The following is a 21,177-nucleotide window of genomic DNA, read 5'->3' as shown; positions in this document are numbered from 1 at the left end:
AATGGCTGAAGATGACACATACCGGAAACTCTTTGTGGCTGAATCCATTGAAAACCATGAGAATATTGTAAATAATCTCTTAATTCTTGAAAATGGTTCCGATGATACCGCAATAGATGAGATCTTCCGGGCTGCCCATACCCTGAAAGGAATGTCAGCATCAATGGGATTTGATGAGATGGAAACACTTTGCCATTCCATGGAAGATGTTTTACATCTTATTCGAAGTGGTGAGCGTAGTGTCGATAAAGATCTTATTGATATACTTCTTGCATGCACTGACAGAATTGAAGAGATGCTTGAGGATATTGAAGCGGGTGGAGACAGTTCCTCTTTTGATTCCCGTGAATTAGCCGGAAAGCTGAAATTACTGATATCAGAAGAGAATGAGATCCACGAAGAGGAACCTGAACCGCATTCCCAGACAGATGCGACTCCTCTGGATAAACCACAGGAATATTCTTATCACATTTCTCTGACCGTTGATGAATCCAGTCATATGAAGGATATCCGTGCACTTCTTGCTCTTGAGAATCTCAAAGAGGTTGCAGAGATCATCAGTTCCAGTCCATCTGTTGAGATGCTGGAGTCATCGGACTCAGATTTCAGCGGCATACTCTCGCTTTATATTCTGACGGACTCTGATGAAGAGATTATCCGGAAGGCAGCGATGGTTTCTGAAATAAAAGAGATCACCATTGTGCCATATTCATCAGCACAGGAAGGGATTTCCGGTGAGGGGATGCGGTCAGATAATGCCTTAAAATCTACAAATAATCTCTATAAAATCACGGTTATGGTCTCTGAAGACAGTGACCTGGGTGATGTACGGGCATTGATTGCATATCAGAACCTCGCTGACATCGGGCAGATTATTTCCTCTGAACCATCCCCTGAAGATCTTGATGACGGAAAGTTTTCCGGAATTCTGACGGTCATTCTTCATTCAGATGCCGGTCCGGATGCATTGCATGATGCGGCATCGGGTGTTGATATTCAGAATGTACGGGTCGAACCATTTGTACAGGAAGAAGAGACCAAAATGAACATTTTCTCAGGTTCTGAGAGCAGAGATCCGGAAGAGAGTGACCAGATAAACCCGGAGAAAATGCCGAAAAAATCAAAAAAGAAAGAGGTGCAGAATCTCAGGGTTGATATTCACCGGTTAGACCAGATGATGAATCTGGTAGAGGATCTGGTCATTACCGGAGGCAGGCTTCGGCAGATTGCCCACCAGTATAACAGCAAAGAGATGGATGAAGCACTCAATATGGTCAGCCGTTCTGTTTCTGATTTGCAAAATCTGATGATGAATATCCGTATGATTCCTCTCAACCAGATCTTTAACCGCTTTCCCCGTGTTGTCAGAGACGTTGCGGTGCATGATGGCAAAGAGGTGGAATTTATCATGACCGGAGGAGAGACTGAACTGGACAGAAGCGTTATCGACGGACTGGGTGATCCACTCCTTCATCTGATTCGAAATGCGGTAAACCATGGTATTGAGACTCCCGAACAGAGAATCAAAGCAGGGAAAGATCCAAAAGGGACTGTTGTTCTCTCTGCATGGAGAGAAAAAGGGAATGTCCTCATCAGACTGAAAGATGATGGAGGTGGGATCTCCCCGGACGCAGTTCTGTCGAAGGCCTTATCTAAGGGTCTTATTGCGCCTGAACAAGCGAAAGGCCTCTCCCGGGAAGAAATTATTAATATCCTCTTTCAGCCGGGTTTTTCCACTGCAGAAGAGATTACGGATATCAGTGGGCGGGGTGTCGGTCTGGATGTGGTTAAAAGCGCCATTGAATCGTTGAAAGGAACAATCAACGTCGAAAGTGAAGAAGGGAAGGGATCGACCTTCACGCTGGTTCTTCCGCCTACGATGGCAATAATTGAAGTGATGATGGTCCGGATTAACGGAAAGCGGTGTGCAATTCCCATTGCCGCGGTTGTTGAAGTGGCACGCATTGACCGCAAGGCGATTAGCCGGATCGGAAAGAGTGAAGCCATCCCGTTCAGGGGAGATGTGCTTCAGATTCATCATCTGAATGAAATGTTTAAAGGAGAAAGCAGCGGCGATATTGTTGTCGTGATACAATATCAGGACACAAAATGCTGCATCCCGGTTGATGTAGTAGAAGGACAGCAGGAAGTCGTTGTCAAACCGCTGAGCAATGTAATCGGATCATGTAAAGGGGTAAGCGGAGTCACAATTCCAGGTGATGGAGACGTGGTTCCCATTCTCGATGTAAATTCAATGATATAAGGTGCGTAAAAATGGATTTAAGTGACCAACAACTGGATATGCTAAAAGAAATGGGAAATATTGGTGCCTCACACGCAGCGACGTCTCTTTCCCAGATGCTGATGAGTGAAATTGAGATGACTGTACCTGAGGTAGCTGTTATCGATATTTCTCAGATCGATCAATACTTCAACGAAGAAATTTCGGCTATGGTGGTATTCGAGATACAGGGAGAGATTGAGCCTGCAGGCTATATTGTCTACCATGTACCACGGTTATCAGCTATTCGGCTCACCAATACGATGCTTGGTTCGACCGATGAAGACCGGGAATTTAGTGAACTTGATGAAAGCGCAATCATTGAAATTGGAAATATCATGATTTCCCATTTCCTTGATGCAACAGCTGAACTCCTCGGTGTTGTCATGCTGCCTTCACCCCCTATGATGTCAATTGACATGGCCCTTGCAGCCTTTGAAAATATTCTTGCGCAGGTGGCAGTGGATATTAACGAAATCATCCTCTTCTCGACAGAACTGAAATCCAAAAATAACGATATCAGCAGTACGATTATTATGCTGCCTGAAGAAAAGACTCTCCGGCATATCCTCCAGCTTCTGAATAATCTTATTAACCCAGAGATATAGAGGCGGCACTGATTAATGGAAAAAATAAATGCAGCTGATTCAAGGGGAATAAATGTTGGAATAGGAGAATACATAATAAAAAATACACATATTTCATCAATCGGGCTTGGATCCTGTGTTGCATTTATTCTGTATGACAGAAAATTCAAATTAGGCGGCCTGGCACATGTGATGCTGCCTGAGAGTAATGGCAGAATTGAACGCCCGGGAAAATTTGCTGATACAGCAGTCCCGCATCTTATCCGTGAAATGGAAAAATGCGGCTCTTCAAAGAGGAGTTTATCCGCATCTCTGGTCGGGGGGGCAAGTATGTTTGAGCAGTTCAAAGGGAATCTGGATATTGGAAAGAGAAATGTAGCTGCCCTGAAAAAATATCTTGACGAAATGCATATTCCCATTGAATCCGAGGATACCGGTGGAACGTCCGGAAGATCTGTGAATTTTTATCCGGAAGACGGGGGTAAAATAACCGTTCGAAGGGCAGATGGCAAATGTTACGAGCTTTAATTTTTTGTATCATTCTGTTTTGTGTAATCACTCCGGTATCCGGCAGTGTTATCACATATATACCTGCAACCGGGTCGATCTCTTCAGTTGATGTCACCGATATTGCAGAAAGCCATGATGGTATGATTGCCTTTGCAACAACGAATGGCCTGTCTCTGTTTGATTCGGGATGGGTAGCCATCCAGTCTGAGCCATGGAAATATGATACCGGTTTACAGGACAATTTTATCAATACCATCGAATTTGATGAAAATAATTATCTCTGGCTCGGTTTTTCAGCTGGTGTCCAAAGATACGATGGAATAACATTTACCCGGGTTGGATCAGATGAAATTTTTACCACAATGGATATCCATGATATCCTTCGCGATGGTGATGCCATTTGGATAGCAAACGGGAACTCCGGGCTGAATTACTTCTCTGAAGGAAACTGGGAATGGATACGCCCGTTTACCCGGAACGGGCCTGATGCCTATTACATTCCTTCGATGGCAAAGGATCATGCAACCGGAAATATTATTCTGACATCCCGTTTCAATGGTGTGTGGAAAGGCGTACAGGATGAAGGGGGATTTACCTTTTTACGCATCCCCATCGATGAAGAGCAATATGGGAAAATAACGAATGTAGTGGACTATCCGTTTGGAGGGATAATTCTTTTTAACCGTGATACTGTCCTGCATTACTCTGAATCCAATGGTATTGCTGTAATCACCGGTCCGAAAGCGCTGGGCCCTGGCGTTACCCGAATCAATGATGTGGCAGTGACAGAGGAGGGAGTATTTGTAATCGGTACGAATAACGGGCTGTATGGAGTATACAACGATGAAATTATTGTCCATATTACCCGGAATACCGTTGGTGTTACCCGTGATGAAGTAATTAAGGTCTTTTCCGACTCAAAAGGCCGCTGGTGGTTTGTTACAAAGGGGGAGGCAGGATACTATCTTCCGGATGATCTGAACGAAAAAATTCCGGTTACGTTGGTGAATGCATTCATTCCGGAGAATTCAGACGGGTCAGAAGCTTCCAATCCTATCCGGATCCCGGTTCATTATGTCGGATAAGCTATGCAAGGACCTTCAGTACTTTTTTGGCATAGAGATCAATCGAATCAATGAATAGTATGCGGGCCCGTTTTGACTCTTCTTCATCGGCAGAAAAAATATTCTGGACAATATAATCCAACGGGATGAAATAGTATGATAATGATTTAAATCTGCGTGATAATTCCCTGAATTGCATGTTTGCTTCTTTTTCCTGTTCTTTTAACACATAAAAGGCCCAGTCGAAAATCTGGATCAGGTAGACAGGCATTCCTTTCTCTGCTGCCATCGAGCGATATTGTGAATACGAGGTCTTGCCGGTAGCTATCAGAGAGAGTTTCAGGCCATAATACACCGGTTCAAGACTGTCAGGATACTGCTGAATCATCTGTTTGACAATGCCATTTGCTCCAACCCCGTCTCCCTGTTCAAGTCTGAACATGAACGATTCACGGAGGAAATCAAGGTCATTGAAGAATTTTACGGTTGCAATATTAAGAAGTTCAACCCGTTTTGCCTCATTATTATCTTTTTTTGCTTTTTCCAGGCCAACCTGAATGAACCACTTCTCATTCGGGAACCACCAGAGAGACATCTTCACCATAAACCATAAGGCGTTATCAACCGCTTCATCTTCTGAAAGGTCCAGCGGTTTCAGGCGATACAGGGGAGGCTTAACCCGCACCATTTCCAGTAACTGCTCCCGTGCTGCAAGCTCCGTTTCCTGCTTCTGACGTGAGATATCCGAACTCTCCTCCCCTTTCCTTGATTTTGAAATGGTATAATAACAATATGCAATGTAGAAACCTATTCGTGCATCATGCTTCCAGTAGTCGGCAAAGTACGAAATCGCATCCTGACAATGCCCTGATGAAAGGAGCTGCAGCCCACCGAGTATTTTCAGAGAAGCCTTTCCGGAAGATCGTTTAGAGCGGATAGCTGTCAATATTATCCGTTCAATATACTGTGTTGAACCCCCCTGACTGCTCTTTGTCATCAAACGGTACGCTATACTGTCAATAAATTCATCGTAGGTTGCGCCATCAATATCCGGAAATCCATTATCCAGTGCAGATACGATATGGGCAAAAAAAACAGGGAGATTTATATCAATTTTTTCCGTATTATTGTCGATATATGAATAGAGATCCTGCCGCAGATTCTCAATTTTTTCATACCGGATTGCATCCCCGAGCTTCTCACCCCGTGCCATATCTCAACCTTAATACTACTATAGATTTTTTAAAATGATAAATCCCTATGATTTAGAGATTTCTGCATAATAGTAGGTACCTTTCGCCCGCTGTTCTCTGTCAAGATAGGATCCCGGTTTATTGATCCGCGGTCGTCCGGACTGGTCTCTCCTGAACGTTATCCCCAATCCTTTCAGGAAATGGTTCATTCCGTCCTCCATATCATAGGGTCCATAAGCAGCACCTTTGACACCGGGCGTGCCGTCAAACACAAGCATTCGCTCACTGATCATATCAATGAGGTAAATGTCATGGTCGATGACAATGATGCCGGCCTCTCTGCCTTCTGCATGCCGGCGCAGAACCCGTGCCAGTTTCACCCTCTGTTCAACATCCAGATGAGCACTCGGCTCATCCAGAATATAGAGGTCGGCATCCTGTGAGAGGCAAAGGGCAATAGAAACCCGCTGCAGTTCACCTCCACTCAACTGATCCACCGGTGACTGCAGAAGGGGGATAATTGACAGGGGTTCGATAATTTCATGCTGATAATATGAAGAATCAAATGAACGGCAGGCCTGTCTCAGAAGGAATTCTACGGAAACGGAGGAATCACCTTTTACATACTGCGGTTTGTATGCAATCTTCACATTTTTATTCATCTCACCGCGGTCAGGTTTTTCTGCACCGGCAAGCAGTTTTGCAAATGTACTTTTTCCGATACCGTTTGCACCGACAAGGCCCAGCACCTCTCCCGCCTGAATTTCTCCGGCAGCAATGGTTAACGAGAAGGTATCGCCATAGCTCTTCTCCATCTCGGGAAATGCAATGAGAGTCTGACGGGCGGTATCCCGCATGTGCGACCGTGTCTCAAAGGTGACCGCATAATCCCTGAACCGCACATTTTCTTCCGGTAAAAATCCTTCCAGATACTGGTTAATACCAATTCTCACCCCTTTTGGCCGGGTAATGATACCAAAGACACTTGGTTTACCGTAGGCGACATGCACGGTGTCTGCGAGCATATCCAGAATGGCAAGGTCATGCTCAACGATGACTACCGGACGTGTCTCTGCCAGTTCCCGGATGAGTTTTGCAGCGGTCATACGCTGGTAAATATCGAGAAACGGGGTGATTTCATCAAAGAAATAGAAATCTGCATCACGCGAGAGGCAGGCAGCAATAGCAATACGCTGCAGTTCACCACCACTCAGTTTCCCGATCGGACGATCCAAAATGGATTCCAGACGCAGTTCCTGAATATAATAATCCAGCATCCCGCGTTCATCCGTTGATGACAGAAGCTCAGATACCGTTCCCTTAAATGCCTTCGGGATATAGTCGATGTACTGGGGTTTGAGCGATGGCTTTATGGAAGACTTTGAAACCTGCTGGAGGTAATCAAATAATTCCGTTCCTGTATACTGCTTTAATATCCCTTCCCAGTTGGCCATGTCCTCCGGGTTTCCCAGATTCGGGACAAGCTGACCACAGAGAATCTTGACTGCCGTACTTTTTCCGATACCATTTGCTCCAAGAATCCCGGTTACTTTTCCTTCTACCGGAATCGGCAGTCCATAGAGGGCAAACCCGTTTGTTCCATAGCGATGTGTCGGATTATCAAGTTCTTCAGGCAGGCTCACAATGTCAAGTGCATCAAACGGACATTTTTTGATACAGATACCACAGCCGACACACAGTTCCTCTGAGATAACCGCTTTTCCGTCCTCTCCGATGATGATCGTTTCATCACCGGTCCGGACCCGTGGGCAGTACAAAATACATTCGGTGCCACATTTTATCGGGTGACACCGATCACGATGAACAACAGCAATTCGCATAGTATATCACAAAATTATTGAATTGTCAGGAGAATGGTCCAGGAGATAAACCAGAACGAAAATGCCATAAAGCTCTGGTAAAACCAGTCTTTTCCGCCCAGTCCGGATATATCCAGCTTTATGAGCATGAATATATGCTTCTGGAATACCATTGCTCCAAGGAGAAGGAGAAATCCAATAACACCCTGAGTTTCATTATGAACAAGGAGAAATGAGAGAGCTCCGGCGATAATACCCATAATGCTCGCAATACCAGTTCGGATGATCCGTTCATTATGCTCTTTCCTCTTCTGTTCTTCGGACTTGACTATTTTTGCCTCAGTTCCGTTGGATATATCTTCTTCAGTCATCCTGACACCAGTCATTATAATTTTGTCGTAGGACAATATGTAATTTGGTATAAATGGCGAATTTAAAGGGAATGAGTGGGCTTGATATTCATGCCATGGTATCAGAAGCCCAGGGTTTCCTCCCTTTGTGGATAGGAAAAACCTACCAATATGATACAGGGCTGTTTGGAATTCGTCTCAATGGTCAGGATAAGCAGAAATATTCACTTATCATCGAAATCGGAAAACGAGTGCATTTCACGTCATCCCTCCCTGCAGCAACACCAAATCCATCCGGATATTCAATGTTTCTGCGGAAATACTGCAATGGCGGAAGGGTGCTTGGCATCTCACAACCCGGAATCGAACGGGTTATAGATATTGAAATCGGAAAGAGTGATAACCGGTTTCACCTGATTGTAGAACTCTTTGATGAAGGCAATATCATCCTGACGGACGGGGATTACACCATTATTCAGCCACTGAAAAAACATCGGTTCAAAGACCGGAACGTTTTCGGTGGTGAGACATACACCCTCACAGAAAGTTCAGTCCCGGCATCTGAAGAGGAATTTGCTGCTATTCTTCAGGCTTCTGATGCCGATACGGTCAGGACGCTCGCCACACAGTTCCTCATGGGTGGTAAATTTGCGGAAGAAGCATGTAAAATGGCCGGAGTCAGCAAATCAGAACCGGCCCTCAGCGCCCCCGCAGACAAACTGTTCGCGGCCTATGCAGCGATTCTGAAAAAAACAGAAGATGAACGCAGCCCCTGCATCACAAAATCCGGATGCTGGCCGTTTCTGCTGGGAAATGAAACCCCGGTTGAGACATTTGCGTCCTTTACGCAAGCCCTTGATCAGTATTTCCCCCGCGGGAAAGAGCTGATCACCCCGCCAAAACCCAAACTCACCCGTGAGGAGAATATCCGAAAGCGCCAGCTGGATGCGATCGCGTCATTCGAAAAGAAGATTGAACGGTATGAAACGATTGTTGATGCGCTGTATCTGCATTATACGTTTGTTCAGGACGTCCTCTCAACCCTTAAAAATGCCAGTGCCTCTGCATCCTGGCAGGACATCGAGAAAATCCTGAAAGAGAGCAAAAGCGAGTCGGCTGCAGCCATTAAGACGATATACCCTGCTGAGAGTGCGATTGACCTTGAAATTGACGGAAAGATTGTCAAACTTTTTGTTCAGGAGACTATTGAAGTCAACGCCGACCGGTATTACGAACTGGCAAAGAAATTTAAGAAGAAGCGAAAGGGCGCATTTGCAGCGATGGAACGCATGATCGTTTCGCCAAAAAAGCAGAAAAAAGTGATCCCTCTCCGGAAGAAGAAGTGGTACCACCGGTTCCGCTGGTGCTATACATCAGACGGAATACTGATGGTCGGCGGGAAAGATGCCGGGACAAATGAAGAGGTCGTAAAGAAATACCTCCAGGGGGGCGACACCTTTGTCCACGCCGATGTGCATGGCGGCAGTGTGATCATTCTCAAGGGCGATACGGATAAAATGAATGAAGTCGCCCAGTTTGCCGCTTCATATTCAAATGCCTGGAAAAACGGCCATTTGACAGCGGATGTATATGCTGCGTCTCCGGAACAGGTGAGTAAGACTCCGGAGTCCGGAGAATATGTCTCACGCGGTGCGTTTGTCATCAGGGGGGAGCGGACCTATATACGCAACGTGGGCCTTGGTGTGGCAATCGGCCTGCAGACAACGCCGGAGTTAGGTGTCATCGGGGGTCCGGTAGATGCAGTGAAAAGCAGGGCAGAACACTATGTTGTTCTCCGGCCGGGACGATTTGAGCCAAATGACGTTGCCAAAAAAATACTCCGGATACTGCGGGATAAATACGGAGATGACTGGAAATCAATGAAAAATGTGCTGAATTCGGAAAGTATTGCTGCATTTGTTCCGCCGGGCGGGTCTGACATTACTGAAGAGCTATGAAAGCGGAATATGACGGCCTCAAAAATTCAGACGGGGAAATACGGCTGTTCCCGGAATCAATCGATGATCTCTGGCATATCAAACACCTCATCAGAACCGGAGATCTCATTTTCGCTGATACCTTCAGGAGCCTTGATTCCCAGACAGACAAAACCCGTCCGGAAAAGGCCGAGAAGAAGCCGGTCCGTCTTGGCATACGGGTGGAAAAGACAGAATTTCACCCCGATTCTCTCAGGCTGAGAATCTCAGGGGTGATTGAACAGGGTCCTGACACCGGCTTTTACCATACCATCAATCTTGAGTCAGGGCGGGAAATATCTGTCATTAAAATCTGGACGCCGGTGGAACGGGAGCGAATCGAGCGGGCAGTCACCGTATCGACAACCGGTATCGTACATATCGCAGCCATTGAAGAAGGAGAAGCGCAGATATTCCGTATCCGCCAGTACGGGCCTGAATATGTGATGAAAATAACCGCAGGAAGCGGAAAACGTGAGGGCGTGGATGCCAGACGTGCGTTTTTTGAAGAGATATACCAATCACTCTCCTCTGTCACCGGGTCGATTGTTATCGCAGGGCCGGGTTTTGTAAAAGAGGATTTTCTGGCATATCTCACCAGAACCGATCCTGATATGGCCGGTCGTATGCTTACGGCTGAAACACGCAGAACCGGTCGGGGTGCTGTACAGGAAGTTATCGGGCAGGGAATACTGGAACGGATAACACAGGACCTTCAGCTGGGACGGGAGGTAACCCTGATGGATGAACTGCTCAGCAGGATGTCGGGGACAGGCCCTGCTGCATACGGCATCGATGAGGTTGCCACAGCCGTTCAGTATGGTGCTGTTTCAGATATTCTTGTTGTGGACATCAAAATAAATGAGGAGGCCATCAACCGTCTGCTTGAATCCGCCGACTCAATGCGTGCAAAGATAACCGTATTCTCCTCAGAATTCGAACCTGGAAAACAGCTGGGAGCGATTGGGGGAATTGCCGCACTGCTGCGTTTTCCCATTCAGTAAAAAAAATTATTCTTCGGATGATTCTTCAGGTGCTGAAGATTCATCTGCTTCTTCAATCTCTTCTGTTTCTTCCGGCATTGCGGGACGCTTGTACGATTCTTTTAAGACGACCTCGTTGATACCATCGATGAATTCAAAGATCTGGTGGATGAGGATGCCGCGAGCCATTCCCCATCTCTTGTCATAATTGATTCCGGGAGGGAGAAGCACGGTGAGAACGCCATCAGCGAGTTCAACATCCATGGTTTTTCCGGTATACAGATCAATCAGACCCTCTACCTGTTCCTTGGGGTCCTCAACAAGAGCCTCAATCTCATATTCGTAGGTAAGCGTTTTTCCGGCAAGAACATGGTTGAAATCAACGACCGCACGCTTTCCAACAATACTGGCAACGACACCTTCCTGACCGTCAGAGGAGATCCTCATGCCGACCTGGGGTTTCTCCGCAAAGTTTTTGATGGGAGCAGACCGGATCATTGATTCGTCACGGGGGCCATATGCCTTCTCCGGAGGAATTTCAACGGTGCCCTTTTCGCCAACCTCTTTGCCGATTAATGCCTCGTCGAGGCCGGGGATGATGTGCATACCGCCAAGGCGCACAACAATTGGCTCATAGTCTTTCTTTGGATTGAAAATACCTGCTTCTCTTGCTTTGTCTTCTTCAGTTGTATCAAAAACGATACCATCTGATAAGCCGGTAAATCTCAGTTTAATAAAACTTCCTTCATTAACTGCCATTCATTTCACCTGTCTATATTTATACGGTGTGCCTACTTAAAATAATGAGCTCTGTAATTGAAGTTGAAACCAAAATTGCGGTATCAAATCTTTCTGAAATCGCAGACCGTCTCCTTTCTCTGGGTGCAACCGACCTTGGAGGGTCTGTTCAGCAGGATACCTACCTGAATGCACCGCACTGCGATTATGCACGCACCGATGAGGCGCTTCGTGTCCGTGAGACGGAATGCGGCACCGAAATAACGTATAAAGGTCCGAAAACTCAGGCCAGCGGGTTAAAGGCACGCAAAGAGATTACCCTCTCCGTTGCATCCGCACAGGATGCTATTGCTCTTCTGACTGCCACCGGTTTTTTCGTGAGTGCCGTTGTCAGAAAAGAACGGAATGAATACCAATACGGCGGCACAACGATTTCTCTTGACAATGTTGAAGGGCTGGGCACCTATATGGAAATTGAAGTGCTGACTGATGCAGACGTCTCTGCTGCAAATACAAAAATTGAATCCGTAAAAAAAGAGCTGAATATTTCCGGGGCACACATACCGGAATCCTATCTTGAACTGCTGCTCGCTAAAGGGTGATGAACTCAACTTCAATCTCTTTTGCTTCATCCCCCAGCGTAATCAGCGCACATTTTCCCTCTGATGCAGGGCCGGGATTAACAACCAGCGTGCCTTCGACTTCAATAGCACCGGTATGATCATGAATGTGGCCGCAGCAGACGAGATCAAAATCCTTCAGCTGGTCCCGGAAACATTTACACCCGACATTGGTACCGCCTATATCATCAAGGGTACAGAAGGGGGGTGCATGGGTGACCAACACATTGTGTACATTCTGCCGTGCTCTCTGTTTTGCCTTCTCAAATACTTCAGACAGTTCTTCCTCAGAGAGTTCAAACGGAGTATTAAAGGGTGTGGGATTTGAACCTCCGACTCCCGTAAACGTAACCGGCCCGAGTTCAAGGGAAGTCCCATGGAGGCTTACCGCGTCAGAATCCTCGATGATTTCCAGGATCCGGCGGGCATCACAGTTACCGGGAATTGCAAAACACGGGACATCAATCTGCTTAAACACCTCCGTTGCTTCCTGCGGATCGCCGCAGTCGGTGATATCCCCGGCTATGAGTACCACATCCGGAGCAAGCTCCATAAAACCGGGAATAGTATCATACTGTCCGTGGATATCTGTCAGAAGCAGGATTTTCATCATGGTAACTGGTCTTCATCTTCCTTAAAAAACCTTACCTCAGCATCGATCCATGAACCCGTTGCCTTTCCATTGAGCGCCATCCGCCCGAGCTCGCGCTGTACATCCGGAAGGATGGTGCGTGCCGCCATCCCGGCAAGGGGTGTGCCGGGAAGCGGCGTGAAATGATGCACATGGACCTTGCCGCCACGGGTGATCTCTTTCATCTGCGCAACAGAAAGCCGCTGCTCCTCATCTGATTCATATGGAAGGCCCACGATATAATCAACCACCGGAGTCATGGCATGCGCTCTGCAGATGTCATATGCCCGCATTACATCCTCTGCAGTGTGGCCGCGCCTGAGCAGCTGTAAAACCCGATTACTGCCCGACTGCGCGCCGAAATGGATTTTCCGGTTTTCACAGTGGCTCTCAATCAGGTCGAGTGATGCATCGGAGATGCACTCCGGCCTCACTTCACTCGGAAACGTTCCGAAAAAAATTCGTCTTCCGGTCAACGAGCGGAGCAGTTTTTCAACCTTGTCAAGGCGCAGGTGGATGCCATCCGATCCATAGGCAAGAGCATTCGGCGTAACAAACCGTACGTCGCGAAATACACGGGTGGCACGCTCAATATCATCAATTCTGCGGTGGCGCATATTCCTGCCAAAAAGCTGCGGCGTCTGGCAGTATCCGCACCCAAACGGGCATCCGCGGGTGATCTCGGTATATCCCTTCACGATAGTAAACGGCGGATAGGAGGAGAGGAGCACACAGTGATTGGGCATCACGGTCTGCTCTTTTGAAGCCACACCGGCAGGCAGGGTATGGCTGCCGGACGCAATCATATCGATAAGGGCAGGGAGGGTGAATTCCCCTTCACCAATCACCACATAATCTGCATACTGGCGTACATCTTCCCAGCAGGCGGATGAATGCGGCCCTCCAACAATGGTGATGCATTCAGCACGGGAGATTTCTTCACGGAAATGTGGTTCATTGACAGAATTCAGGCTATAGCAGGTGATATCATTCTCTGGTGCACTTACTTCATGGAGCGTAATGCCGGAACATTCGCATGCTGCGCTTAACGCAGCAAATGAATTTTTTGCCCAGGGAATGGAGCGCCAGTTAACCTTCATCTGCACTTACCTCAGGGGATTATTTCGCACCCGTTAAATTTAGGATGATCAAACTGCTCCGGTGAGACCGTATGGTCACGGATGCATGCCATCACGCGTGGCAGCGCCTGACAAACAGCCTGATACAGGGCATTGACGGTGCGGTAGATATCAGTGCACCCTTCATCCGGCCAGAGATCCATTACCTTGGAATAGAGGCACCGTCCCCCACAGAAATCAAAAAGGTCGCATTCAATGCAGTCGCCGTCATACACCACTTTCCGCAATGTATCGGGCGTGTCATTTTTGATGTCACCACAATAATACTCGGTCATCCCAACCATGCAGGGACAGGGTGAAACCATGCCGTCAGGGGTAATTGAATAATTGGCGAACCCGGAGCCGCATCTGAGAACAGACAGCCGCTTACCGTTCAGTGCATCCTGCATGGTATCAATAAACGGATACCAGCGCAGCACCTCACCTGTCTCCTCCATATGGGACACCCACCGGTCCATAAGCCTGAAGAGTCCGGGAATATAGGAGTTCTCTACCCAGGTACTGTAGGAATCACGGCAGTAGGTTTCAGAGAAATTTGCATCAAGCTGCCAGTGAACAGAAGGAAACAGCCCACCGGTATCGAATGCAAGGTGGGTAACATCCCGGTAGATATCGGTGTCTTCTGTCACCGTCATTCTGCCAATGAAATCGGCAGGCAATTCCATTGCCTGAATCTTTTTACAGTTCTCTATGATCTGTTGATATGTGCCTGCCCCCCGGTTTTGGTCATGTGTTGTTTCACGGCCGTCTATTGATACGATAATTGTCTCCAGACGGCTGAGGACGGTCTCAGGCACCTGATCCAGAAGGGTGCCATTGGTGTGAAGCATAAACCGGCATGTTCCGGATAACGATTCCATAACTGACCGGATTGCATCAATCGAGAGGAGGGGCTCACCGCCATAAAAGGTAAGGCAGGGATTCTCATCCATCCGGATAAAACGGCACAAATCATCAATCGTATAGGTAATATCCGTTTGAACCTGCCGGGGGTGGGTGTCCCAGCAGTCAGTGTCCATCTGGGGAAATATCCGTCCTTTACAGTATCTGCAATTCAGATTACAGACATCATTTAACAAGATATAATAATACACACTGATACCCGGATTCAATCATCAGTAATTGTTATGCTGCCGGAACCGCCATCAACGGATGCGGATGCGCCGTCTTCCAGATCATTGATTGCTGTCTCAGGACGGTCGACCATCGGGATTTCTGCGATTATTGCACCGACAGCGATTATGGGTTCGGCTTCGGTATTGATTATCGCAGAAGGTGCCACATTGTTCCGTCTGAGTGCATAAATGACATACGAACCAACCGTAGATCCTTTTCCATAAGGGAACGCAAGCACTTTTCCTGCTATTGACTGCCCTTCCAGAGGGTGACCGGATTCAATCACAACACCAGTTTCCGGGTCTACTCCTGAAAGAAAAGAGATCGGTTCACTGCTGACAAGAACAGCACCGGACCCGATCCCTGCTGAAATGCCACGTGCCTGAATTGTAATGGACATACTACATAAATGTGGTGAGAACAAAGATAAATATGACATGGATGAGACCATCATCGACAATACTCATACCGAACGAAATCTGACCAGCCTGACCGATCAGGAATACGAGGAAATAATTGACGATCTGCAGGGAAAGATTGAAATCCAGACCAAAGAAATCTTCAGTCTGAAAAAAGAGGCTGAACAGCTGAGGAAGGAGAATAATCAGCTAAAACGGACGCCACTCTTCGTAGCAGCTATTATTGACATTCTCGATTCAGGAGAAGTGTATCTTCGCCAGCAGGGAAATAACCAGGAATATATTACCGGAAGCACGGATGAACTGAGGCCCCAACTGAAACCCGGCATGAAGGTTGCTGTAAATAATGCGCTTTCCATTGTGCGTATCGTTGCCAATTCTGTTGATTCGCGCGTCCGGGTGATGGAACTTGTTGAATCTCCGGATGTATCCTTCGAAAAGATCGGGGGACTCAGAGAGGAGATTGAAGAAGTGAGGGAAGCAGTTGAATATCCATTGACAAAGCCTGAGGTATTCCGCAGAATCGGTGTCGAACCACCCAAAGGAATTCTGCTCTACGGTCCGCCGGGTACCGGAAAAACGCTGATCGCAAAAGCAGTCGCCCATCAGGCAAATGCCACCTTCATCAGGATGTCGGGCAGCGAACTGGTGCATAAATTCATCGGAGAAGGTGCGCAGATGGTGCGGGAGCTCTTTACCATGGCACGGGAACGGGCACCATCCATCGTATTCATTGATGAAATTGATGCAATCGGTACAATGCGGATGCATGACGGGACGTCCGGAAGTGCTGAGGTCCAGCGCACCCTGATGCAGCTCCTGGCTGAGATGGATGGATTTGACAACCGGGGAGATGTCAGGATAATGGGGGCAACAAACCGGGTGGATATGCTTGACCCCGCACTGCTGCGGCCGGGACGGTTTGACAGGGTCCTGCTGGTTCCGCTTCCGGACACCGCGGCCCGTCTTGAAATCCTGAAGATTCATTCCGCAAAGATGCAGCTCAGGGGCGTACCTCTTGACAAACTGGCAGCGGAGACAGAAAACACCACTGGTGCAGAACTCGAAGCAATATGCCGTGAGGCAGGAATGATGGCTGTCAGGCGTGATTCAGATGCAATCACCTGGACTGATTTCGAAGAAGCCATGCGGAAAGTCAAGGATAAAACCCAGAATCCGGACATCATGTTCCTTTAGATCATGAAGGTCCTGCTCATACAAAAGGAAGGGACTGACCTCCATTCCACCCTTCTGGCATCCGAGACCAGCCGGGAAGTCCTCCGTTTTTATCACCCGAAAAAAACCGACTGGGGCGTCTGCATCGAAGCATCAACCCTGGGAAGTGCGTTATCGGTCATTTCAGAACTGAAATGGTACATCCAGCGGTATGTATCACAACCGCTCTGTCTGCTCTCAAATGGCGTTATCTGTACTCCCGGATATGCAGGAATTATCTATGGGCGTGAGGAATCCGTTCATGACAGCTGGGACTGGGAAATCCTCTTTGGCATAAAATACCACACGGTCATGGACCGTATTGCCATCACTCCTGATTCCGCGCTGAATGATATCACTGAATTTACATCAGGAATGGACACCACATTCCGTGCCCGGTGTTCTGAAGAAGAGCTTGAAAAAATATGAGAGTTCAGGCAAACATCGCACTGTCGTACGGGCTGCACTTCGGGTGATGGGAAAGATCGAAGGTAACTTTGTCAATTGCCTTGATGAAATCTGACTGATACACCTTTGTCCGTTCAGCACGAATAGCAAACATTCCTGCCTCGGTGCAGACCGCACGGAGTTCAGAACCGTTTTTCCCTTCTGTCAGTTCAGCAACTTCACGGAGATCAACACCACTGTCAAGAGCCATATTTGCTGAATGAATTTCCATTATTGACTGTCTGCCATCACAGTTGGGAAGTGGTATCTCAATGATGCGGTCAAAGCGCCCGGGACGCAGCAGTGCATGATCCAGAATATCAATCCTGTTTGTGGCGGCCACTATCTTGACATCGCCCCGGGACTCAAAACCATCCATCTCAGCCAGGAGCTGCATCAGGGTCCGCTGCACCTCCCGGTCACCGGACGTGGTGCTTTCACTGCGCATTGCCCCAATCGCATCAATTTCATCAATGAAAATAATTGATGGGGAATTTTTCTTCGCCAGTTCAAACAGTTCCCTGACAAGACGTGATCCCTCACCGATGTACTTCTGAACCAGTTCAGACCCGACTACGCGGAGAAACTGTGCCTGTGTTTCATGTGCCACCGCACGGGCAAGGAGAGTCTTTCCCGTTCCGGGTGGCCCATACAGGAGTACTCCTTTCGGAGGCAGAATTCCCACAGAGGCAAACAGGTCCGGGCGTGTTAACGGCAGTTCAACAGCCTCTTTTATCTCACGGATCTGTTCTTCAAGTCCGCCAATATCATCATATGTCTCATCGGGAGAATCGACGACTTCCATGCCATATATCTGGCTGTCAAATGCTTCCGGCAATACTTCAACAACAGTCAGTGACTGCTGATTCATCGTGCACCTCAGCCCGGGCTTCAAATCTTCCGGCTTCACAAAATTTGATACCCGGACCATAAAACGCGGACCGGCACTGCTCTGCACGATCACGCGCTGTTCATCAATGAGATCAGAAACAGTGCCGATAACCAGGGGGGGGCTTCTGAGTTTTTCGACTTCACTCTTTAGTTTTCTGATTTCACGTTCATACCGGATTTTTTGGTTTTCAATGTTCTTTTTTTCAATATCGAGCTGACGCACCTGCTCTTTGTACTGCATATTTTTAGATTCAAGTGCTGCAATCCGGTTCAGAAGATACTCTTTCAGGTCTTCATCGCCGATTTCCGGATTTGGCACAGAGTAATCCCCCATTTGATACCTCAATTAGGTATATCTGTTCATATGACTATAAATTTGTTTACGATTTGAAATGTCCGAATGTGAAGTGTGTGGCGCATCTATCCCTGGCGAACCAATTCTCGTTCAGATTGGTGGGGCTAAGATGTGGGTGTGCCCGAAATGTGCAAAACTTGGTACAGAGATTAAGAAACCGCCAGGAGCCAGAGTCCCTGGAGCAAAACCAAAGGTCAGCTCAAAAAAACCACAGACAAGCAGACCCCGTGATGTCTTTGATCTGATGGTAGGGGATATTGTCGATGATTTCAATGTTGAAATCCGTGAAGCCAGGATGGCGAAAGGATGGACACAGAAAGATCTCGCGCTCGAAATCAAAGAAAAGGAAAATCTCATCAAAAAAATCGAAACAGGATTTATCCCGGAAGATCAGGTCTTAAAGAAGATCGAGAAGGTCCTGGAGATTCAGCTTATAGAATCAGTTGATGGGAACATGAAAACATCCGGAACCTCTGCAATGACAACAACGCTTGGAGATGTTATACGGATAAAAAAGCAGGGAAGATAAAAAAAAATAATAACAGAAGCGTAACAGAAGGTAAACAATATGACAGTTCCATTCATTCTCATAAACCTGAAGTCCTATGCAGAAGGATTCGGGCATAATGCACAGAAGATTGCACAGAGTGCAGAACGAATAGCACATGAGAATGATGTCAGAATCGGTCTTGCACCCGGATATATGGATATTCACCCATTCCATGTTCATTATTCGCTGCCGGTTTTCGCCCAGCACGTTGATGGCGTTCTTCCGGGGGCGCATACCGGTCATATTGTTGCAGACGCCCTGAAGGCAGCAGGTGCCACAGGCACGCTGATAAACCATTCTGAACGCAGGCTGACCCTGGCAGACATTGAATCCGCGAACCGTTCAGCACAGAATGCAGGTCTTGAAACGGTCATATGCACAAACAATGTTGCAACGAGCGGTGCCGCAGCTTTTTTCCACCCTGACTATATTGCGATTGAACCCCCGGAACTGATTGGCAGCGGGGTATCTGTTTCAAAAGCAGACCCGGGAATTATTGAAAAATCCGTCGAAGCCGTCCACTCCGTGAATGCGTCGGTAAAAGTGCTGACGGGAGCAGGCATCAGTACCGGTGAATGTGTCAGAACAGCACTGGACCTTGGCACTGATGGCGTGCTCCTCGCATCAGGTGTTGTGAAGGCAGCGGATCCTGAAGCGGTTCTTCGCGATCTTATATCAAAAATTTAAGGCAGGTGCCGTATACAGTCGTGCTTGGTGATTACACCAACCACTTTCCCTTGCTCCATCACAAGAACGGCATGATGGTTTCGGAGACTGTGGACAATGGCATCTATTTTTTCAGACGGCGGGACGGTGGGGAATCCTTCTTCCATGATGTCCGTGACAGCATTTTTCATCGAACGCTGAATCGTTCCGTTCTCCATTGCCCCGATGATTGCTGATTCTGATACACATCCAATCGGGACGCCGTGTTTTATCACCGGAACCTGTGAAATACCATACTTTTCCATCACATCCACGGTATTTTCAATCGTTTCTTCCGGAGAGATGCTGATGACAGGCGTGGTCATGATATCACCGGCCGATGTCCGGGATGTCTCGGATTCATTGAGAATAGCAATAATCCGCCGGAGTGTACTTGCCCGCGGATCAACGGTCCCTGCCTCTATCCGTGCAATCATTGACTGGGAAAATCCTGCCCGTTCTGCAACATCTGATTGCGTCAGACCTGCCTTGATACGTTTTTCCCGAATCTCACCAGATGTTGGAATCTGCATATTATTATTAGAGGTGATAATCACAGAAATAATATATGCCCTTAGAGGATATTCTGCCGCTCAATTGTCAGAGAGCCTCTTCTGCTTCCTCACGGTAGAGTCCAAGGCGCTGAATGAGGTAATCATAAAGGTGCTCTTCCATCGCCTGCTCATCCATCGGCGAAGAACAGACAGCCACCCCATATAAGAGCATCAGAGCGGTATCAAGCATATATGCATCACGGATATCTGCCTTTTCTTCAGGGAGTGGCACAGCCAGCCACTGAATGCTGTCTGTATCGAATGCATACTCCGTATCATCACCGGATATGACCGTTGTCCCGTTGTGTGAGGGGCCCTGCCCTTCCCAGTCGAAACTCGATTTAATGGTCACCTGATCAGGCATCTTTTCCCGGGCATCACTCGTTATGATTGTAACCGCCTGTAAAAGGGCCCCGGGAATAGTGTTCTCCTCTTTGAGAAGCAGCAATGCCTTTTCCCCCTGTGCAACAGCCCGGTCATATAATCCCATCCGGTGTCCGATGAGCATGGAGGCAATCGCATGTCCGGCCATTTCATCAGGAAGAGGGCATGCAGTCTTTATTTTCAGAATATATGCAGAAAAGTAATCGGCATTTTTCATAGCTACCATTTCCGTACTGATACCTTATGGTACACCGGTATATACCTTTTTAAAAGTAAAGGATGAGTGGGAGTAGTAAGCCCCATTCTGTTTCTCTGCGGCATTCAGCTACGCGCCATACCTGGGCAGGCCCGGACGACCCTGATGCCCTGTTCTGGCTTGCACCCGTAGGGTTTCACCGTTCCATCGAATCCTGCCGCTGTGCATCAGCGAGTTAACTCAGCACCGAAAGTGCCTTCTCGCCACCAGTATGCACCGATGGCTCAGTCGCATCATCGCTAACGGCAGGCCGTGTCGTTTCTGTGTCAGAGCCGTGACTCTCGCCACCCGCACTTGCATGCGGCTACGTATCCGGCTGGTGTGGGGACTTTCCTCAGCAGCATTTTCTGCCACCGTCAGCCGCACACTCCCTCTCCTATTAATATCGTATCT

22 protein-coding genes and 1 other RNA gene are annotated in these 21,177 nt (G+C 47.7%); 11 read left to right on the top strand and 12 right to left on the bottom strand.

The window, feature by feature from the left end; translation table 11 throughout:
- Position 1 precedes the first annotated feature (1 nt).
- The 4 genes from L1S32_RS03425 to L1S32_RS03410 are packed head-to-tail and all read left to right on the top strand — an operon-like array spanning position 2 to position 4,463.
- Positions 2-2,263 carry a chemotaxis protein CheA gene (locus L1S32_RS03425; RefSeq protein WP_278156158.1) on the top strand — a complete coding sequence of 754 codons (2,262 nt, stop codon included), beginning with the start codon at positions 2-4 and terminating at the stop codon, positions 2,261-2,263.
- A gap of 11 nt (positions 2,264-2,274) precedes the next feature.
- Positions 2,275-2,889: a chemotaxis protein CheC gene (locus L1S32_RS03420; RefSeq protein ID WP_278156156.1), complete on the top strand. Its 615-nt coding sequence runs from the start codon at positions 2,275-2,277 to the stop codon at positions 2,887-2,889.
- Positions 2,890-2,904: 15 nt separating this feature from the next.
- Entirely contained in the window at positions 2,905-3,396 is a 492-nt protein-coding gene (locus L1S32_RS03415; protein WP_278156154.1) for a chemotaxis protein CheD, read from the top strand.
- Positions 3,381-4,463, top strand: coding sequence for a hypothetical protein (locus L1S32_RS03410; RefSeq protein ID WP_278156152.1), 1,083 nt, complete (start codon positions 3,381-3,383; stop codon positions 4,461-4,463). Before L1S32_RS03415 ends, L1S32_RS03410 begins: the two co-directional genes overlap by 16 nt.
- Position 4,464: 1 nt before the next feature.
- Here the strand turns inward: L1S32_RS03410 and L1S32_RS03405 are convergent, their stop codons facing one another.
- Genes L1S32_RS03405 through L1S32_RS03395 form a run of 3 tightly spaced genes read right to left on the bottom strand, consistent with a single transcriptional unit; the run spans position 4,465 to position 7,826 of the window.
- Entirely contained in the window at positions 4,465-5,655 is a 1,191-nt protein-coding gene (locus tag L1S32_RS03405; RefSeq protein WP_278156150.1) for a hypothetical protein, read from the bottom strand.
- Positions 5,656-5,700: 45 nt separating this feature from the next.
- Entirely contained in the window at positions 5,701-7,476 is a 1,776-nt protein-coding gene (locus L1S32_RS03400) for a ribosome biogenesis/translation initiation ATPase RLI (RefSeq protein WP_278156148.1), read from the bottom strand.
- Positions 7,477-7,490: 14 nt separating this feature from the next.
- Positions 7,491-7,826: a hypothetical protein gene (locus L1S32_RS03395; RefSeq protein WP_278156146.1), complete on the bottom strand. Its 336-nt coding sequence runs from the start codon at positions 7,824-7,826 to the stop codon at positions 7,491-7,493.
- A 53-nt stretch (positions 7,827-7,879) separates the two neighbouring features.
- On the opposite strand from L1S32_RS03395, the gene rqcH reads away from it, so the two are divergent.
- Complete coding sequence (gene rqcH / locus L1S32_RS03390) at positions 7,880-9,763, top strand: ribosome rescue protein RqcH (protein WP_278156144.1); 1,884 nt, start codon at positions 7,880-7,882, stop codon at positions 9,761-9,763.
- Positions 9,760-10,785, top strand: a complete 1,026-nt coding sequence (locus tag L1S32_RS03385) for an mRNA surveillance protein pelota (protein ID WP_278156142.1) — start codon at positions 9,760-9,762, stop codon at positions 10,783-10,785. Before rqcH ends, L1S32_RS03385 begins: the two co-directional genes overlap by 4 nt.
- A gap of 6 nt (positions 10,786-10,791) precedes the next feature.
- On the opposite strand, the gene L1S32_RS03380 is transcribed toward L1S32_RS03385, so the two are convergent.
- A complete protein-coding gene (locus tag L1S32_RS03380) occupies positions 10,792-11,523 on the bottom strand; it encodes a peptidylprolyl isomerase (protein WP_278156141.1) in 732 nt (243 codons plus the stop codon).
- A gap of 44 nt (positions 11,524-11,567) precedes the next feature.
- On the opposite strand from L1S32_RS03380, the gene cyaB reads away from it, so the two are divergent.
- Positions 11,568-12,104: a class IV adenylate cyclase gene (gene cyaB / locus L1S32_RS03375; protein WP_278156140.1), complete on the top strand. Its 537-nt coding sequence runs from the start codon at positions 11,568-11,570 to the stop codon at positions 12,102-12,104.
- On the opposite strand, the gene L1S32_RS03370 is transcribed toward cyaB, so the two are convergent.
- The 4 genes from L1S32_RS03370 to L1S32_RS03355 are packed head-to-tail and all read right to left on the bottom strand — an operon-like array spanning position 12,094 to position 15,408.
- Positions 12,094-12,735, bottom strand: a complete 642-nt coding sequence (locus tag L1S32_RS03370) for a metallophosphoesterase (protein WP_278156138.1) — start codon at positions 12,733-12,735, stop codon at positions 12,094-12,096. The genes cyaB and L1S32_RS03370 overlap by 11 nt on opposite strands.
- Positions 12,732-13,853: a TIGR04013 family B12-binding domain/radical SAM domain-containing protein gene (locus L1S32_RS03365; RefSeq protein ID WP_278156136.1), complete on the bottom strand. Its 1,122-nt coding sequence runs from the start codon at positions 13,851-13,853 to the stop codon at positions 12,732-12,734. Before L1S32_RS03365 ends, L1S32_RS03370 begins: the two co-directional genes overlap by 4 nt.
- Before the next feature lie 11 nt (positions 13,854-13,864).
- The gene (locus L1S32_RS03360; protein WP_278156135.1) at positions 13,865-14,986 is read right to left on the bottom strand and encodes a TIGR04084 family radical SAM/SPASM domain-containing protein; all 1,122 of its coding nucleotides are present in this window, start codon (positions 14,984-14,986) and stop codon (positions 13,865-13,867) included.
- A gap of 14 nt (positions 14,987-15,000) precedes the next feature.
- Positions 15,001-15,408, bottom strand: a complete 408-nt coding sequence (locus L1S32_RS03355; RefSeq protein WP_278156133.1) for a DUF126 domain-containing protein — start codon at positions 15,406-15,408, stop codon at positions 15,001-15,003.
- A 37-nt stretch (positions 15,409-15,445) separates the two neighbouring features.
- Between L1S32_RS03355 and L1S32_RS03350 the strand changes: the two genes are divergently transcribed.
- Both L1S32_RS03350 and L1S32_RS03345 read left to right on the top strand, forming a co-directional pair.
- Positions 15,446-16,624, top strand: a complete 1,179-nt coding sequence (locus L1S32_RS03350; protein WP_278156130.1) for a proteasome-activating nucleotidase — start codon at positions 15,446-15,448, stop codon at positions 16,622-16,624.
- Between the two features lie 3 nt (positions 16,625-16,627).
- A complete protein-coding gene (locus L1S32_RS03345) occupies positions 16,628-17,071 on the top strand; it encodes a DUF5804 family protein (RefSeq protein WP_278156129.1) in 444 nt (147 codons plus the stop codon).
- Between the two features lie 4 nt (positions 17,072-17,075).
- Here L1S32_RS03345 and L1S32_RS03340 read toward each other — a convergent pair whose 3' ends face one another.
- On the bottom strand, positions 17,076-18,314 hold the full coding sequence (locus L1S32_RS03340; protein ID WP_278156127.1) for a proteasome-activating nucleotidase: 1,239 nt from the start codon (positions 18,312-18,314) through the stop codon (positions 17,076-17,078).
- Positions 18,315-18,372: 58 nt separating this feature from the next.
- On the opposite strand from L1S32_RS03340, the gene L1S32_RS03335 reads away from it, so the two are divergent.
- Together L1S32_RS03335 and tpiA are read left to right on the top strand one after the other, a co-directional pair.
- Positions 18,373-18,864 carry a multiprotein bridging factor aMBF1 gene (locus L1S32_RS03335; protein WP_278156125.1) on the top strand — a complete coding sequence of 164 codons (492 nt, stop codon included), beginning with the start codon at positions 18,373-18,375 and terminating at the stop codon, positions 18,862-18,864.
- Between the two features lie 39 nt (positions 18,865-18,903).
- Entirely contained in the window at positions 18,904-19,572 is a 669-nt protein-coding gene (gene tpiA, locus L1S32_RS03330) for a triose-phosphate isomerase (RefSeq protein WP_278156123.1), read from the top strand.
- Here the strand turns inward: tpiA and L1S32_RS03325 are convergent.
- The 3 genes from L1S32_RS03325 to rnpB form a co-directional block, all read right to left on the bottom strand.
- Positions 19,569-20,123 carry a CBS domain-containing protein gene (locus L1S32_RS03325; protein ID WP_278156121.1) on the bottom strand — a complete coding sequence of 185 codons (555 nt, stop codon included), beginning with the start codon at positions 20,121-20,123 and terminating at the stop codon, positions 19,569-19,571. The two genes, tpiA and L1S32_RS03325, sit on opposite strands and share 4 nt — an antisense overlap.
- A gap of 67 nt (positions 20,124-20,190) precedes the next feature.
- Positions 20,191-20,754 (bottom strand): hypothetical protein, encoded by a 564-nt coding sequence (locus L1S32_RS03320; RefSeq protein ID WP_278156119.1) that lies wholly within the window; start codon positions 20,752-20,754, stop codon positions 20,191-20,193.
- Between the two features lie 55 nt (positions 20,755-20,809).
- Positions 20,810-21,160: RNase P RNA component (gene rnpB / locus L1S32_RS03315), an RNA gene on the bottom strand.
- Positions 21,161-21,177: the final 17 nt, after the last annotated feature.

The organism is Methanogenium sp. S4BF (assembly GCF_029633965.1).
In the GTDB taxonomy this organism is placed as follows: Archaea; Halobacteriota; Methanomicrobia; order Methanomicrobiales; family Methanomicrobiaceae; genus Methanogenium.
The sequence above is the reverse complement of the archived record's forward strand: the minus strand, read 5'-3'. Positions and strand labels throughout refer to the sequence as shown.